General features: G+C 59.0%; 16 protein-coding genes. 14 read left to right on the top strand and 2 right to left on the bottom strand.

What is annotated here, in order from left to right:
* Positions 1-116: 116 nt before the first annotated feature.
* The 5 genes from VL547_RS12715 to VL547_RS12695 all read left to right on the top strand — a co-directional run bounded on the left by VL547_RS12715 (position 117) and on the right by VL547_RS12695 (position 5,706).
* Positions 117-401 (top strand): hypothetical protein, encoded by a 285-nt coding sequence (locus tag VL547_RS12715; protein ID WP_325578277.1) that lies wholly within the window; start codon positions 117-119, stop codon positions 399-401.
* The gene (locus VL547_RS12710; protein WP_325578276.1) at positions 402-905 is read left to right on the top strand and encodes an RNA polymerase sigma factor; all 504 of its coding nucleotides are present in this window, start codon (positions 402-404) and stop codon (positions 903-905) included.
* On the top strand, positions 895-1,512 hold the full coding sequence (locus VL547_RS12705; protein ID WP_325578275.1) for a hypothetical protein: 618 nt from the start codon (positions 895-897) through the stop codon (positions 1,510-1,512). The genes VL547_RS12710 and VL547_RS12705 overlap by 11 nt, the downstream gene beginning before the upstream one ends.
* A gap of 93 nt (positions 1,513-1,605) precedes the next feature.
* Positions 1,606-3,180, top strand: coding sequence for a M20/M25/M40 family metallo-hydrolase (locus tag VL547_RS12700; protein WP_325578274.1), 1,575 nt, complete (start codon positions 1,606-1,608; stop codon positions 3,178-3,180).
* A gap of 138 nt (positions 3,181-3,318) precedes the next feature.
* Positions 3,319-5,706: an ABC transporter permease gene (locus VL547_RS12695; RefSeq protein WP_325578278.1), complete on the top strand. Its 2,388-nt coding sequence runs from the start codon at positions 3,319-3,321 to the stop codon at positions 5,704-5,706.
* A gap of 7 nt (positions 5,707-5,713) precedes the next feature.
* On the opposite strand, the gene VL547_RS12690 is transcribed toward VL547_RS12695, so the two are convergent.
* Entirely contained in the window at positions 5,714-6,910 is a 1,197-nt protein-coding gene (locus tag VL547_RS12690; RefSeq protein WP_325578273.1) for a DUF1624 domain-containing protein, read from the bottom strand.
* A gap of 133 nt (positions 6,911-7,043) precedes the next feature.
* On the opposite strand from VL547_RS12690, the gene VL547_RS12685 reads away from it, so the two are divergent.
* The 9 genes from VL547_RS12685 (at position 7,044) to VL547_RS12645 (ending at position 14,620) form a co-directional block, all read left to right on the top strand.
* On the top strand, positions 7,044-8,156 hold the full coding sequence (locus VL547_RS12685) for a DUF2911 domain-containing protein (protein WP_325578272.1): 1,113 nt from the start codon (positions 7,044-7,046) through the stop codon (positions 8,154-8,156).
* A gap of 143 nt (positions 8,157-8,299) precedes the next feature.
* Positions 8,300-8,875, top strand: a complete 576-nt coding sequence (locus tag VL547_RS12680; protein WP_325578271.1) for a TerD family protein — start codon at positions 8,300-8,302, stop codon at positions 8,873-8,875.
* A gap of 6 nt (positions 8,876-8,881) precedes the next feature.
* A complete protein-coding gene (locus VL547_RS12675; RefSeq protein WP_325578270.1) occupies positions 8,882-9,559 on the top strand; it encodes a TerD family protein in 678 nt (225 codons plus the stop codon).
* A 3-nt stretch (positions 9,560-9,562) separates the two neighbouring features.
* Positions 9,563-10,282 (top strand): HAD family hydrolase, encoded by a 720-nt coding sequence (locus VL547_RS12670; RefSeq protein ID WP_325578269.1) that lies wholly within the window; start codon positions 9,563-9,565, stop codon positions 10,280-10,282.
* Complete coding sequence (locus tag VL547_RS12665; RefSeq protein WP_325578268.1) at positions 10,257-11,096, top strand: phosphoribosyltransferase family protein; 840 nt, start codon at positions 10,257-10,259, stop codon at positions 11,094-11,096. Before VL547_RS12670 ends, VL547_RS12665 begins: the two co-directional genes overlap by 26 nt.
* On the top strand, positions 11,086-11,640 hold the full coding sequence (locus tag VL547_RS12660) for a TerD family protein (protein ID WP_325578267.1): 555 nt from the start codon (positions 11,086-11,088) through the stop codon (positions 11,638-11,640). The genes VL547_RS12665 and VL547_RS12660 overlap by 11 nt, the downstream gene beginning before the upstream one ends.
* A gap of 5 nt (positions 11,641-11,645) precedes the next feature.
* Complete coding sequence (locus VL547_RS12655; RefSeq protein WP_325578265.1) at positions 11,646-12,794, top strand: toxic anion resistance protein; 1,149 nt, start codon at positions 11,646-11,648, stop codon at positions 12,792-12,794.
* A 69-nt stretch (positions 12,795-12,863) separates the two neighbouring features.
* Entirely contained in the window at positions 12,864-13,832 is a 969-nt protein-coding gene (locus tag VL547_RS12650) for a hypothetical protein (RefSeq protein ID WP_325578263.1), read from the top strand.
* On the top strand, positions 13,829-14,620 hold the full coding sequence (locus VL547_RS12645; RefSeq protein WP_325578261.1) for a DUF475 domain-containing protein: 792 nt from the start codon (positions 13,829-13,831) through the stop codon (positions 14,618-14,620). The genes VL547_RS12650 and VL547_RS12645 overlap by 4 nt, the downstream gene beginning before the upstream one ends.
* Here VL547_RS12645 and VL547_RS12640 read toward each other — a convergent pair.
* Positions 14,574-17,015 carry an alpha-L-rhamnosidase C-terminal domain-containing protein gene (locus VL547_RS12640; protein ID WP_325578259.1) on the bottom strand — a complete coding sequence of 814 codons (2,442 nt, stop codon included), beginning with the start codon at positions 17,013-17,015 and terminating at the stop codon, positions 14,574-14,576. The two genes, VL547_RS12645 and VL547_RS12640, sit on opposite strands and share 47 nt — an antisense overlap.
* Positions 17,016-17,019 lie beyond the last annotated feature (4 nt).

Here is a 17,019-nt window from a genome sequence, read left to right as displayed (position 1 = left end):
GCCTGCTCAAGGAGCGCGACAGCCGCAAGCGCATGGCGGGCGCCCTGGTCATCCTGGCGGGAATCGTCCTCCTGGCGTTTTTGTAACAAAAAGCCCCGGGCCACTACTTACCTTGTATGAGTCACTATACCCTCCATCTTACAGACGGCCGCAAGGCCGACGTCCGCGAAGGCACGATCCGCCGGAAGAGCCTGTCGTTATGGCCATTTCGCAGGAAGACCGCGGCCGGGCCGGTCTCCGATAAAAAAAGGGCCTACATCATCCACGTCGGAGACCAGGTATACCTGATGCTCCGGAGCATGGATGGCGCCTGGCTGACCGAAGGCATCGACAACTTCCAGCCGAGCCCCGATTCCGCGGTGTGCCGGGAACTGAGACAACTGATCGAAAACCACGCTTGAGTGGAAAAGGAAGCCGTTTTTCTCCAACAGGTGAATGCCCACAAAGGCATCCTGTTTAAGATTTGCCGCCTCTACCAGGATCGGGAAGAGGACCGGCAGGACCTGCTCCAGGAGATCGTGCTCCAGCTCTGGTCGTCCTACGATTCTTTCCGGGGCGACAGCCAGTTCAGCTCATGGATGTACCGGGTGGCGCTCAACACCGCCATCGTCTACCTCCGCAAACAACGCCACCATGACAACTTCGTCGTTACGGCGCCCTATCCCGACCTGGCCGACGACGTGCGACCGGTCCGCGACGAACAACAAAAGCTCGCCATCTTCCACCAGGCCGTGGCGCAGCTCGGCAAAGTGGAAAAGGCCTTGATCTTTCTGTATATGGAAGGCCATAGCGGCAAGGACATGGCCGCCATCCTCGACCTCTCACCCGGCAACGTCCGCGTCCGGCTGAACCGGGTCAAAGACAAACTACAAACCATCATTAAAACCCTGGGGTATGAATTTTGACGATCTGAAAGACGCCTGGGCCAAGGAGCCCGTCGACGAGCGAGTCCTCCCGGCGAGGCTTACCGGTAAAACCACGGGCGCCATTGCGCGCCTCCGCCGAAATATGCGCAACGAGTTTATCTGGACTATCCTGGGTCTCGGCGCCACCCTGGTGGTCCTGATTGTCCATGGCGGCCATCATCGCCTGACCATACTCGCGTATTGCGCCGCCGCCTTCCTCTTTGTCCAGGCCGGGTATTACTTCTTCCGTTTTTTCCTTTTCTACCGCCGCACCCAGCGTTATGACCTCGGTCTCCGAAAAAGCCTCCGCCGTTTCGTCTCCGAGCTCGAGCTCAACATCGAGGTCTACCGCACGTATTCCTTTTGCATCACCCCCCTCGCCTGTCTCGTCTGGATCGCGATCGTCGACACCGATGTCACCGGCGGTTTTATCGTCCGGTACCTCAGCGGTGAAATGCCTACGTCACCCTGGACGATCATATGGATCATCCTGACGTTGCTCTGCACGCAGTTCCTCGGAGCCTTCTTCCTCCATCTCCATTTGGAGACGCAGTACACGCGGTACCTGAAGGAGCTTCGGCGCATCCTCGACGACCTCGAGGACTGACCGCCCGCGGCGCCGCGGCCCGCCGAAGGCGGGCCGGCAGCCGCCCGTCAAAAAGGCCCGGAGGCGGAACCCGAAATCCCTATATTCGGGCATATGAGAAAACTAATCGTTACCGCCGTCATGCTGGCCCAAGCCAGCCTATATGCACAGGGCCGCCGCGAAGCGGGGCCGGACCAGGCACCGAAAGACCCGGTCGTAGAAGCCATCGTAAAGGCAGAAAACGACGGCTCCCAGCTGAAGCTGCTGGCGCACGAGTTGTTCGACTCGATCGGCCCGAGGCTGACCGGGTCGCCGCAGATCGAAAAGGCGCGGGACTGGGCGCTCGCCAAATATAAGAGCTGGGGTATACCCGCCGAGGCGCAGAACTGGGGTGTATGGCACGGCTGGGAGAGGGGTATTTCACACATCGACATGGTCTCGCCCCGGTTGCGGACGCTGGAAGCCACGCAGCTGGCGTGGTGTCCGGATATGGGCGGCAAAACGGTTACCGCCGGGCTGGTCATCCTCCCCGATCTTACGGACTCCGCGGCCTATGCGGCCTGGATGCCGACGGTCAAAGGGAAGTTCGTCATGGTCTCGATGCTGCAGCCGACCGGTCGCCCGGACGACAACTGGGACCAGTTCGGGACGCCGGCCTCGATCCAGAAGATGAAAGACGAGCGCAAGGACATCACGGACAACTGGAATGCCCGGATCAAAAAAACGGGCTATAATACGAGGACGCTGCCGGTAGCGCTGGAAAAAGCGGGCGCCGCGGGTATCGTCTCCTCGTACTGGTCCGCGGGTTTCGGGGTGGACAAGATTTTCCAGGCTTATACTAAAAAGATACCGACGGTCGACGTGATGCAGGAAGACTACGGCCTGCTCTACCGGCTGGCCGAATCGGGCGCCGACCCGAAGATCGCGGTGCATACCGAATCCAAGGAACGCGGACCCGTGCCGACGTTTAACGTGATCGCCGGTATCCGCGGCAGCGAAAAACCGGACGAGTACGTGATGCTCTCCGCGCACTTCGACTCCTGGGACGGCGGCAGCGGCGCCACCGACAACGGCACGGGCACGCTGATGATGATGGAAGCGATGCGCGTTTTGCAGCAAGTCTATCCGCACCCCAAACGGACGATCCTCGTGGGTCACTGGAGCAGCGAAGAAGAGGGGCTCAACGGGTCGCGCGCCTTTGTCGAAGACCACCCCGATACGGTCAGCAAGCTACAGGCGCTCTTCAACCAGGACAACGGCACGGGTCGCGTGGTGAGCATGTCCGGCCAGGGTTACCTGCATGCCTACGAATACCTCACGCGCTGGTTGAGCAAGGTGCCCTCCTACATCCGCGATTCGATCAAGACCACCTTCCCCGGTGCGCCGGGCGGCGGCGGCTCCGACTTCGCTTCCTTTGACGCGGTGGGGGCGCCGGGCTTTTCGCTGGGCGCGCTGAACTGGTCTTACTTCAACTACACCTGGCACACGAACCGGGATACGTATGACAAGCTGGTCTTCGACGACCTGCGGAACAACGTCATCCTCGTGGCCGTGCTGGCGTACATGGCCAGCGAGGACCCCAACCGCGCGTCCACGGAAAAGGCGGTGCTGCCGATCAACCCGCGGACGGGTAAGCAGACGGAGTGGCCCGCTCAGGTCAAGGCGATACGTCGCGGCGGTCTGGATTAACGGCGCACACCGGCTGCATCGAAATCGGACAACTATATCCACAAAACAAACTACAACAAACTAAAAAACAGCACCTTACAGATGTGGCATGTTTAGTGGGGCAAAGACGGGAGGCTGGAGAAGCCTCCCGTTTTGCATATGCTAAAAAACTTCCTGACTACCGCCTGGCGGACGCTGCAACGACACCGCGCGTACGCGATCATCAACGTCCTGGGGCTTGCCCTGGGGTGCGGCTGCGCGCTCCTGATCTTTACGCTGCTAACGTATCAGCTAAGCTTTGATACCTTTCACCACGACACGGGCCGGATATACCGGGTGGTTACCACCTTCCACGAGGAAAACACCGAATACCAGACGGGTGTGCCGCAGCCGTTCGGGCGTGCGTTCCGTAACGAGTTCGCCTATGCGGAACAGACGGCCCGCGTGGACGTATACATGCGGGCGCTGATCGGTCTGCCGGAAGGGGCGCAGGCGCCGAAATTCCAGGAAGAAAACGGCGTGGCATACGCGGACCCCGGATACTTCGGGATTTTCAACTTCCCGTTCGCCGAAGGACGGCCGACGCTCGACGAGCCCAACACCGCCGTGATCACCGCCGGTCTGGCCAGGAAATACTACGGAACGGAGCACGCCGTCGGCCGCACCTTCCGCTACGACAACAAGACCACATACAGGATAACGGGTATCCTGCGGGACCTCCCGGACAATACCGACCGCCACCAGGAGATATACCTGTCGTACGCCAACCTCAAGGACAAAAGCGCCTGGTTCGCCAGCGACAGCAGCTGGGGCAATACGGACGGCAATATGCAGTTCTTCGTCAGGCTCAAGCCGGGCGTAAAAGCGGAGACGGTGGACAAGGCCCTCCCAGGGTTCGTCCGTAAATACTACGCGCCCGAGGACGCCAGGATCACCGAGTTTTCGCTGCAGCCGCTAAAGGACATCCATTTCAACACGACCCTCGATGGCAGGACCGACCCCAAATACCTATGGGCCCTGGGTTGTATCGGCATCTTCCTGATCCTGACGGCCTGCGTCAATTTCATCAACCTGGCCACCGCCCAGGCCCTCCGCCGGGCAAAAGAGGTGGGTGTACGCAAGGCGCTGGGTTCGGGCAAAAAACAACTGTTCTGGCAGTTCATGTCCGAAACGACGGGTATCGTCTGCATGGCGTTTGTGCTGGGCTACCTGCTGGCGTGGGCGGCCATGCCGTACGCCAATGAGTTGTTCCGGACAAAAATGACCCTGGACCTGCCTTCCAACCATTTCCTGTGGATATTCCTGCCGGCGCTCCTGGCGGCGGTGGTGTTCCTGTCGGGCGCGTATCCGGCCCTGGTGCTGGCCCGGTTTACGCCGGTGCTGGCCCTGAAGGGGAAGCTGTCCAACCGGCAAATCGGCGGGGTCCCGCTCCGAAGGGCATTGGTTGTCCTGCAGTGCGCGATTTCCCAGGTGCTGATCATTTGTACGCTCGTGATCGCGGGTCAGATCCGGTATACGCTCCGTACGGACCTCGGCTTTATAAAGAACGCGGTGGTGCTGGTGCCCCTACCCAAAAACGACCCGGTAAAAATGCACACGCTGGTGAACAGAATCTCGTCGCTCGGGGGCGTGCAGTCCGTGACGCTTTGTGGCCAGCCACCGGCTTCTTTTTCCAACCACCTGACGTCCCCCCGTTTTGACACGCGGCCCAGGGAAGAGAACTGGGAGGTCAACGTCAAGGCGGCGGACGATCGGTATGTCCCCACCTTCGGTTTGCCGCTGACCGCTGGCCGGAACGTCTTTCCTTCCGATACCGCGCGCGAGTTCCTGGTCAACGAAACCTTTATCCGCAAGCTTGGCCTGTCCACGCCGGCCGACGTGCTCGGGAAAAACCTGAGGTTGAGCGGCGGGAGTGTCTCCGGTGTCATCGTCGGCGTCCTTAGGGACTTCCACCACAAGTCCCTGAGGGATGGTATGGAGCCCATATGTATCGCCACCTCGGCCAGGGACTACCGGTTCTGCGCGATCCGCGTGGACATGGGCCATTGGGCCGCGTTGCAAAAAGACGTTCGTTCGATCTGGGAGGACGCCTACCCCGACTATGTGTATGCCAGCCAGTTCTTCGACGAGCGCATCGCCCAGTTCTACGTCGAGGACAACAACCTGCTCGTACTGATCGAGGGGTTTGCCTGTATCGCCATCCTGATCGGCTGTCTCGGGTTGTATGGCCTCGTGTCGTTCATGGCCGCGCAAAAGATCAAAGAGATCGGCGTCCGGAAAGTATTGGGGGCAAGCATCGCGGACGTCCTTTGGTTGTTCGGTCGCGAATTTTCCCTGCTGATCGGGCTGGCCTTTATCATCGGCGCGCCGCTGGCCTGGTGGGCGATGAACCGTTACCTGGAGGACTATACCTACCGCATCCGCATCGGATGGGACACCTTTGCCCTGGCGATGGGCGCGACCGTGGTTATCGCGGCGCTCACGGTGGGCTGGCGGTCGGTGCGCGCGGCGCGCGCGAATCCGGTGGATAGCCTGCGGTCGGAATAGGCTGCGGCTAGATATAGCTCAACCACCACTGGCGGTGCGTGCGCTTGTACCGGTCGTACCAGCGGCAAACCGGGTAAAGCGCCAGCACCACGCCGACCCAGATCACATATACCGTCAGCAGGTTGAACCCATACCCTCGCAGCGGCGCGTACCCCGTGACCCAGGTATTGATCATGGTCATATCCACCGGCGGATACCCGCAGACCATCGCGCCGATCATCGCCAGCAGGTGCACCAGGGCGATGTGTACCAGGTAATAGAACATCGGTACCCGGCCGAACACCAGTATCTTCCGGCCCAGGGCACCCAATGGCCGCTCCGTCAGCGCCAGGAAGACGAGGGCGGGTCCGAGCGTCAGCAGCGCGTACAACAGCGAGGGCGGGTATTTGGTGACGTTTATAAAAGAAAAAAAAGTAAAGAGCGTGTTTTTTTGCACCGACCACGGACTCGGGTCGCCATACACATTCAGCCAGCGCACCAGGACGAAGAGCACCAGCGCGCCGACACCCGTATACAGCAGGTTACGCCGCCGGCGGCCGCCGTCATAATCCGGCCGGTACCACGTACCCAGCGCGTACCCGAGGGATATGATCCCGATCCAGGGGATGATCGGGTAGCCCACCGCGACGTGCGGGAGGAAACGTTGGTCGTGGAGCAGGTCCCAAAAGAATCCCCCGTGGATGTTGTCGAGCGTGTTGTGCCCCGCGACCAGGACCGCGCCTATCGCCAGGATGGCGCCCGTCGGGAGATACACCAGCGCCGCCAGCGCCATCATGGAAAGACCAAAGGCCCAGATGACCTGGAGGATAAAGATGCTATACAGCGGATTGAAGGTCCATTCCAGGGTGACTATGAACAGCTCCACGAAGACCAGCCACAGCCCCCGTGTCAACAGGAAGCGGGAGAGCGCCGCGCGGCCCTTTTTCTGCCCATAGAGCTGGGCCGACACCCCCGCGAGCAGCATAAAGATGGGCGCGCAGAAGTGCGTGATCCAGCGTGTTAGGAAAATGGCCGCCGTCGTATGGCTCAGATCGGTGGGATCGAAGAGGTAGGCCGCTTTATGAAAATAGTCGCGGACGTGGTCGAGGGCCATGATGATCATCACCACGCCCCTCAGGAGGTCGATGGATTCGATCCGGGGGGCTTTGGCGGGTGTGGCGGTGGCGAAGCCCGTAGTGGGTTGCAGCGTTTCGGCGAAGGCCATGGCTATAGAATTTAATTCTGTTTATTTCATAAATATAGAATTTTATTCTGAACCTTTCGAGTTTCCGCCATCGGTCATTTTTTCATTGTGGCTGGCCAAACGATTTAGTAGGTTAACGAGTAAAACTCCTCATATGCAACGCTTGCTACTATTTGTTCTCAGCGGATGGTTCACCGCCGCCGCCGTGGGCCAGTCCCTTCCCCTGACGATGAAGCCGGACGGCGGCAACAAACGGGCTTCTGTGTCGGAAACCATCGGTATCACCGATGTGAGCATCCACTACGACCGGCCCGGGGTCAAGGGCCGGGACGGGAAGATCTGGGGGCAGCTGGTGCCCGCCGGGTACTATGACCAGGGCTTCGGTCCCAGCAAAGCCGCCCCCTGGAGGGCGGGCGCCAACGAAAACACCACCATCTCCTTTTCCACCGACGTCATGATCGATGGACAACCTTTACCCAAGGGCAAGTATGGTTTTTTTGTCGCCTATGGCCCGGATGAATGCACGTTGATCTTCTCCCATAACAACAGCTCCTGGGGGTCGTTTTTTTATAAGGAAACCGAGGACGCCCTTCGCGTCAGGGTCAAGCCCCAGGCCCTCGACCACAAGGTGGAATGGCTCAAATACGAGTTCATGGACCAGTCCGACAGCTCCGCCACCATCGGTCTACAGTGGGAGAAGCTGATGATCCCCTTTACGGTCAGCGTAAACTACACCCAGGACCAGATCGCATCCTTCCGCCGTGAACTGCAATCCGAGCGCGGTTTTACCTGGGAAGCCTGGAACGAAGCCGCCGCCTGGTGCGCCCAGCACCGTGTCAACCTCGACGAAGCCAACGGGTGGGCCGATACCGCTACCAGCGTAAATTTCGGCGGCAACGCCAGCTTCACCGCCTGGAGCACCAAGGCCGGCGTCCTCACCGCCCTCGGGCGTAACGCCGACGCCGACGTCATCATGCAAAAAGCCCTCCCCTACGGCTCCATGTTCGAGCTCCACGCCTACGCGCGCAAGCTCCTGGCCGAAAAGCGCGTCAAAGAGGCCGCCGACGTATTCGCGCTGAACTACAAAAAGAACCCCGGTCAATTCACCACCCTCATGGGCATGGCCCGCGGCCTGTCCGCCACCGGCGACTACAAGGGCGCGTTGCGCTACGCCACCATGGCCGAGCCCCTCGCCCCCGACCCCGGCAACAAAGTGCATTTGCAGGACATAATCGCCAAGCTCAAAGCGGGGCAGGACATCAACTAGTTACGCGCCCGGGCTTTCTCGTCCGCATCCACGCCTGCGCCGCGGCCGTTCCGGGCAACCCGAGGGGCGGGTCCGCAGCGAAAAAAGAAGGATTCGCAGCTAAATGGACACGGAGAAGGCGAAAACACCTTAATTTGGTGCCCATGGCAATCAATCTAGTAAAAGGCCAGAAAATAGACATCGGCCTTACCAATATGAGCGTCGGCCTGGGATGGACCCCCAACGAAGGCACGGGATTCGCGTTCGACCTGGACGCCTCTGCATTTATGATCGATCAGAACAAGCTGATCCCCGAGGAAAAGTACTTCATCTTTTACGGGAATACGGACTCCCCGGACCTGGCCCTGCACCACAGCGGGGACGACCCGACCGGCGGGAACAGCGATGGCGGGGACGACGAAACCATCGTGGTGGACTTGTCGAAGGTGGACCCGCGGGTTCAGGAAATCCTGTTCGTCGTGACCATCTACGACTCGTCTCCGCGGCGGCAAAACTTCGGACAGGTGCGCGATTCCTATATACGCATCGTGGATAACGCCACCGGTCTCGAGGTGGCCAAGTATGAGCTGGGCGAGGACTTCTCGATCGAAACCGCGGTGGAGTTCGGGCGGTTGTACCGCAAGGACGGGAAATGGAAGTTCGAGGCGTCGGGCATAGGCTACAAGGAAGACCTGGCCTTTTTCCTGGCCAAATATTACAAGGGACAAATCATCAAATAGAGCATTATGGCTATCAATCTGGTTAAAGGGCAAACCATCGACCTGCGCAAGGGCGACAAGGGCGAAACCTACGACCTTTCCGAGGTCACCATCGGTCTCGGTTGGGACGTACGGAAAAAAACGGGAGGCAGCGGCTTTTTCAGCAAGCTGCTGGGCGGTGAAGAAGGAGAAGAGTACGACCTGGACGCGATCGCTTTCCTCCTGGACGCCAATGGCAAAGTGGCCAACCTGGGCCGGACGGCGGATATCAACGGGCGCAGCATAGGGTTGTACGAAGGCGACATCATCTACTTCAACTCCATGCGGCATCCTTCGGGTAACATCTGGCTCACCGGGGACAACCGGACGGGCGCGGGGGATGGGGACGACGAGCAGATCATCGTCCGCCTCGACAGCCTCGACCAGCGTTACCAGAAGATCGTCTTCCTGGTGGCGATCTACCACGGCCGCCAGAACCACCAGCACTTCGGTATGGTAGAGAACGCCTTTATCCGGGCCGTTGACCGCCAGGGGCACGAGATCGCGCGTTTCAGCCTGTCGGGGGACGCCACCTTTAACGGGATGTGCTCGATGATCTTCTCCGAGGTTTACCGCAAGGACGGGACCTGGAAGTTCAGGGCCATCGGCGAGCCGCACCAGACCGACAGCTTTGTGGACCTGCTCAAATCCGGGTATACCCAGTAGGCGATGCCGTACCTGCACTATTCGTTCGATCTGTGGATGACCCTCATCCGGTCCAACCCGCAGTACAAATACGAAAGGGCACGCATCATACACGAGCGCTACAACCCCGCGGGCAGGACCCTGGAAGAGGTGATGGCGGTTTTCCGGCAGGTGGACCTGCTGGCGAACACCATCAACGAACGGACGGGCCGGCAGTTACAGGCGGAGGAGCTTTACCTGTGGGTGATCGGGATTGCCGCAGGGGGCGCGGACGCGGTCGGCGCGGAGGCGGGTGCGGAGGCCATCACGGGAATAGATCCCGAAAGGCTCTATGACGAGATGGAAGCGGTCGCGTTGGCGTACCCGCCGCAGATATATGAGGAAGCGACGCTCCCGACATTGGAAAAGCTGAAGAAGACAGACGTCAGCTTCAGCCTCCTCAGCAACACCGCCTTCGTCAAGGGGCGGACGCTGAGGAAGATGTTCGGTGGCCTGGGGCTGGAAGGCTTCTTTGCCTTCGAGCTGTTTTCGGACGAAGCCGGTATGTCCAAGCCCAATGGCGACTTCTTTCAGCTGATGCTGGATCAGGTGACCGCCAAAAGGGGGCCGACGCCGCTGGAATCCATCGTTCACGTCGGGGACAACCCGGTGGCGGACGAAGCGGGGGCGCAAAAGAAAGGCATCCCCGCCATATTAATCAACGACAATCGACAAGGCATTGAGCACCTCCTACGCCTTACATAAGATCGATAACCCCTACGCCTTCGGCTTCGACCCCGACGACTACAGCCGTTTCAAGTTCGGGGACGAGACCGCGGCCCGGGCATTCGGCCAGGCGCTGGCGGAGGGATTTATCCGGGAGCACGGGGCCGCGCTGGCAGCGCAGGGTCAGGCGCAGTTGGTGGTCGTGCCGAGCCCGTACTCTTTCATCCCCGCGGCGGGTTTCGCCCTCAAAAATCACTTCGTCTTCCGTCTCAACCGCTGGCTGGCCGGGCGGGGCTTGCCCGTGGCCCAGGAAACAAAGATCCACCGCACCATCACCTACAAGGAAGACTACGGGAGCCTGAGCGCGGAAGAGCGGATCGCGCTGATCGGGCAAGACCGCTTCCACATCGACCGGGAATTCCTGGAAGGCAAGACCATCCTGTTCCTGGACGACATCCGCATCACCGGGGGACACGAGCGGGTGATCCTGAAAATGGTGGCGGACTACGGTATAAAGAGCCCGTTTTACCTGTTGTATTTCGCGGCCCTCGTAAACCCGGACATTCCACCGACCATTGAGAATCACCTCAATTATCACTGGGTAAAGTCGATCTTCGACATCGATACCCTTATCCGGACCGGGTCTTTCATGCTCAATACGCGGGCGGTGAAATACATCCTCAGCTATGACTTCGACGCCTTTCGTATTTTTGCAGAGGGCCAGTCGGACACCTTTTTGGAGTACCTCTACGACATGGCGCTGGGCAACGGCTACCACACGATGGAGGCCTACGCCCGGAACCTGGAATTTATACACGCAACCGTGCAAAACAACATACGCTATGGCGATTAACCTGGAAAAAGGACAAAGAGAAGTCATCACCGCTCCCCGGTTCACGGTGGGACTGGGTTGGGACACCAACAGTTCGGCCACCGGCAGCGCCTTCGACCTGGACGCCTCCATTTTTATCCTGGGTGCGCAGGGGAAGCTGCTCAGCGACCAGCATTTTGTTTTTTACAACAACTTAAAATCCCCCGGCGGCGCCGTGGAGCATACCGGGGACAACCGGACCGGTGAAGGGGAAGGCGACGACGAGCAAATCAAGATAGACCTCAGCCGCATCGAGGACACGGCCGCGGAGTTGCGGATCGTGGTCACCATCTTCGAAGCCGAGACCAGGAGGCAGAACTTCGGACAGGTCAGGGGTTCTTTTGTCCGCATATTCGACCCCGCCACCAACCAGGAACTGCTCAAATACGAGCTGGAAGAAGATTTTTCCATTGAAACCGCCGTGGAATTCGGCCGCATCTACCGCAAGGACAATACCTGGAAATTCGAAGCGGTGGGCGCCGGGACCAAAGGCGGGCTAGCCGATTACCTAAACAAATACAATTAATACGTATGGATACCAATATGCCCGAACAGGGAATGCCGCAGGCGCCGAGCGCCGGCCTTTCAGGGGTACCGGCCCAAACGGGCGCTCTGCCTGTCATGAAGCTTGACAAGGAGGGCAACGTCCACACCGACGCCCTCACGACCGCCGATACCCAGAAATACGGCGAAATAAACAAAGCCCTCAATCCCCAGGACGTCAACTCCATCCTGAACTATGGCTCCGACCTCCAGGGTTCCATGGAGAAATACAGCAACGACTTCCTGACCTCCGTCAGGACCTTTAATTCCGGCGAAACCGGGACGCTGATCAACGACCTCCTCACCGAGCTCAAGATCATCGACATCGACGAGCTCAACCAAAGCCCGGCCAAGGGGTTCTTCTCCCGGCTGCCTTTTGTCAAGAAGGTGGTGATGGACGTCCAGAAGCTCTTCCAGAAATATGACACCGTCCTCAACAACATCGACAAGATTGTCAACAAGATCAAAGCGGGCCGGATCAACTCGATCAAGGACAACAGCTCGCTCCAGACGATGTTCGACAACAACGTCGGCTATATCCACCAGATGGAGGACCTGATCATCGCGGGCCAGCTCAAATATGAAGAGCTCAAGGCGCAGTTAGAGCAGATGGAAGCCAACGCGGCGAACTATCAGGACTACCAGATCGCCGACATGCAGGACTACGTCACCCGGCTGGACCGGCGTCTGGCCGATATGAAGACGGTCCGTTTTATCATGCTGCAGTCGCTGCCGCAGATCCGCCTCGTCCAGAACAACAACACCACGATCGCGGAAAAGGCCCAGTCCATCACCACCACCACCATCCCGGTCTGGAAGAACCAGCTGACCATCGCGGTCGCCCTCCAGCGCCAGAAGGCCAACGTGGAGATGCAGCAAAAGGTATCCGAAACGACCAATACCATCCTGCTCCACAACGCCGAGCTGCTCAAGCAGAACAGCATCAACGTGGCCCGGGAGAACGAAAAATCGGTCGTGTCCCTGGACACCCTCCAGAAAACCACCACGTCCCTGATCGAGACCCTGAACGAAGTAAAACGCATCCACGACGAAGGCGCCCAGAACCGGGTCGTGCTCAATACGGAACTGGCGCGGTTGGAGTCGGAGCTCAAGAAAAATGTGTCGAACGTCAAATAGCCGCCGCGCGGGGATAATCAACCCGGGGGGCCGCAACCCAGGAAGGGGATTGTTCATTAGATTTGCCGGATGGACGAGAACGTAAGGCATATATTGAACGAATCGGTAGGCACCATTAGCCATCTGCAGGTGCTATCCGCATTCTTTCAGGACGAAACCGTCTATAAGATATACGTAAAGACCGAGGTCATCCACAAGACGTTCGAGCAGAACAGGGACCTCGACATCAACAGGCTGGAGTTGTTCCACGTACAGTTCACCGACACCGTGATCGAGCTCCTGCGAAAGATCAAGAAGACCAACGAGCAAAATGTAAGCCTTTTGTATGAAGAGGTGCGGGTCAACCGGGAGATGATCGATCGCCTGGACAGCAGCCTCAATACCGAGGTCACCTACAAGGAAGACCGCGTCCGCCAAGCCACGAAGATGAGCCTGTCGCTGCGCCGGCTCTACGAGGCCCTGTCCGCCGATTCCCCGGACTATCCGTTGTCGAGGAACATCAATGCCTTTAGCGCCCGGTATGCCCAGGATTTCTTTACGGATATCCCGCCGGCGCTCTTTGGCGAGCTGATCCAATATACGCCCGCGGAGGTCTACAGCAACGCGCACGCGGTGATACAGCGGCGGTTGCTGGGACAGCTGCACAAGCAGAATTTCAACGTCACCTACCACATGGGATTGAAGGCGGGAAACCAGGCGCTGGAAGTCTATAAGTTCGAGGACACGAGCGGCGCCACGCGGTTCTTCCTGTACCTGGCCAGCGGCAACGTCTTCGTTTTTGTGGACCCTGAAAAGCTCCACGCCCTTCCGGAAGAGAGCGGCGCCTCGAAAAAAGCCCGCCTGGTGCGGGAGCTGACGGACAAGAATACGCGGCTGGAAAGCACCATACAGGGAACCAAAACCTTTATCCCTGACCAGGTAAAAGCCCTCCTTAACGAGTATTACCGAAAAATTTCCGATATTAACTTCTTAGAGCAGAGCGATTTCGAGATTCAGGCCAACATTTTAAAGACCATGCTTAACACAGATACGATATGACGTTTTCCGACTTGATCCAACAAATCGTTCAAAATCCCGGCCCATCGATTGCCATCGTGGCCAACCTCGTCATCCTGGAAAGCCTCTTGTCGGTAGACAACGCCGCCGTCCTGGCCACGCTGGTTCTGGACCTCAAACCCGAAAACCGCAAAAAGGCCCTGCGATACGGCATCCTGGGCGCCTATGTCTTCCGGGGGGCCGCCATGATATTTGCCTCCTTCCTGATCCGGATCTGGTGGCTGAAGCCCGTGGGCGGCGCTTACCTGTTGTACCTGGTGTGGGACTGGTGGAAGGGGCAGCAAACCGAAGAAAAAGACGACGACTTCATCGATAAGAACGGCAACTGGCTTTACCGCGCCACCGTGGGCCGCCTGGGCGCCTTTTGGGCCACGGTTTGTCTCGTGGAGCTGATGGACATGGCGTTTTCCATGGACAACGTCTTTGCGGCCGTGGCCTTCACGCCCAACATCATCCTGGTTTGCACCGGCGTCTTTATCGGCATCCTGGCGATGCGGCTGATCGCCGGCTGGTTCGTACAGCTGATGGAACGCTATACGTTCCTGGAAACCTCGGCCTTCGTGGTCATCGGTATCCTGGGGCTCAAGCTGGTGTTGTCGCTCTACCAGCACTTTTTCCCGGGGACCGCCCTCAGCAATTTCCTCGACAGCCATGCGGCGGATATAGCCACGTCGGCGCTGACGATCGGGATATTCTTTATCCCCATCCTGACCTCGCTCCTGTTCAACGTGCCCCGCCGGGCGCCAAAGAAGGTAGAAGAGCCATCCTGAGGATAGTATGACCGCCCGGGGTCCGGATGCGCCTGTCGGCGGGAATTGATATGGGATTCCCATTGCGCAACAGCCTCCCGGTATAGGGTAAGACGAAGATCACCGGCATATTCCTGGGCGTAGTGGCCTCGACTACGAATTCCGCATGGCTGCGCCGCCAACGTACATGTATCGGCCCGAGGGGCGTGGGCACGGTACCGGATGCCGAATCCAGGTCACCGGGATGCGGCGCCACGAGCGCTTCCCGGAAGCCGGGTGCCGCCGGCGCTACACCCAGTACCTTCGATGACAATACATACGCCGGGCTGCCGCCCCAGGCGTGGCTGTAGTCCCCCATCGCCCAGCCTTCACGCAAACCCGTCGGATGTTTGCTGAGGAGCGCCCAGCGCCTTAATTGCGCCATTCCGTATACATCGAAATCCCCCGCTTCCGAAAGGGCCTCGAGCACGAAATACATAAAATACGGCGAAGGCGTCACGTCCTTTTGTGTCAGGACATACCGCATGATCGCGTCCGCCGACCCGGCAGGCGCCAAACCATAGAGCACGGCCAGCGTATTGACATAGGGCATGTCGATCGCCAGCGCCGTATCGGCGGGCATCCACTCATTGGGCTTTACGCTGGTAGCGCCCAACATTCCATTGGCGAACAGGTGCCGGTCCTTGTCGTACAGGTTGGCGACAACCGCGCTTTTTACCGCGGCCGCCTGGTTGCCAAAATCGGCCGCACTTGCCGTGTCGCCCAGATACCCGGCTATCCTGCCCCCGTCCAGCAACCCCTTATAATAGAACGCCGTCATATACCCCTGCCCCCACGAGGCGGGCGGGTGATGGAAGCCGATGCCCAGCAAGCTCCCCCAGTCCATGAACATATAATTCGGCGCATCGGTGATAATACCCGCAGCGCCGACGTACGTCCGAAACCGGGCTAGCAGCCGGTATACATCTGGCGCCAGCTCGGTTAGTAATTCCTTGTCACCGGTATATTCATAATAGTGCGTCAGCATTTGTATCCATAACAACATATAGCTGGTGTGGAACATGCGGTATCCCGTTTTCTCCATGACGAGCGCGATTTTGCGCAAGTCCTGTCGGATGAGCCACGGAGATGCAAAGGCATAGTAGTTGACCAGGGACTCGATGAGGTAATCGCCCGCGTCGCTGATGGGCTCCTGGTGTAATGGCGAGTCCATGTGATATGTTTGCATATTCATCTGGACGACCCAGCGGATGTTGGTCCAGAGGGCGTTCAGAAAGGGATCTGAGCAAACGAAAGATCCGTTGTAACCAACCGGGAAAGAGGAATAATCGAACACGACGTCGTCGAGGATACAGTCGCCGCCGGGATTGGAAACGGTGAGATAGATGTATTTACCATCCATCAGACGCGGGGATTCATATGTTTGCGCCCCGGCGGACAAGAGGTAGGTCATTTCCTGGGCATGATTGCCCTCGGTCTCGGCCGTGGCAAACTCCAGTTTCGTTCCAGCCGCACCGGTGGCTTTAAAGCCCAGGTAACCGGTATAGAGGTTGTCGAATTCGAACCGGAATGTTTGCGGCTTTGTGGAGGCCTTTACGACAAGTGGGAAATGCGTTCCTATGGGGAATATGCGGCGCTCCATCATCGGCGGTAGCTCGCTTTGCCGCAAACGCCAACGGTCAGCGTCCGGCAACAGAACGACATGGCTCCACGTTCCGTCACAGGCGGGGCTGGTGATCCAGCCGGCGTTTTGACGGGAGGCGTCGACTACCCCGTCGGGCCGGTAAGCCGCCGAAGGCGCACACATCCAGGAAGTGTCCGTGGCTACCCTCACCGTCTTTCCCGATCGAAGACGGATCAGGGCATCCATGATAAGGCCGCCCCGGCCCATGGTAGCCGCGGAGCCCAAACCATTCCGCATCGTAACCTCGACGGCGATGACGTTCGTCCCCTTGCGGAAAGAATGCCGGGCATCGAACGCGTCGTAGAACCAGTGAAAAGGAAGTTTGCTATCGCCGTAATCTGAACCAATGTTGGCGGGACCCCTACCGGACAATTTGCCGTTGATAAAGAGGCGATACCCCACGTCGGCGCTCACCTGCAACCATGCATCGCCTATGTCACCGTCGATGGCGACGACCTTTTTGAAGTCGACGACATAAAAACCGGTGTCGCTGCCGCTACCCATCCAGCCTGCCCGCGTGGCCTGCAGTTCCGGATGGGCAGTCGGGTCGATCCATATCCAATGGCCACGCCAGGCCGACTTGGGTGCGGGTTTATAGCGAAAATCCGTGGCGTATATACCGTCCCCCGAAGACCGCACCTGGAAGTTGGGGGACGCGATGGGACCGCGCAGGTCGGGCCCCTGTGCCCAAGCGATATTACCCAAAAGCGCCGCCGTCAGATACCACCTCATCCAG

The sequence above is a fragment of the Dinghuibacter sp. genome (assembly GCF_035492835.1).
Lineage (GTDB): Bacteria > Bacteroidota > Bacteroidia > Chitinophagales > Chitinophagaceae > Dinghuibacter.
The sequence above is the reverse complement of the archived record's forward strand: the minus strand, read 5'-3'. Positions and strand labels throughout refer to the sequence as shown.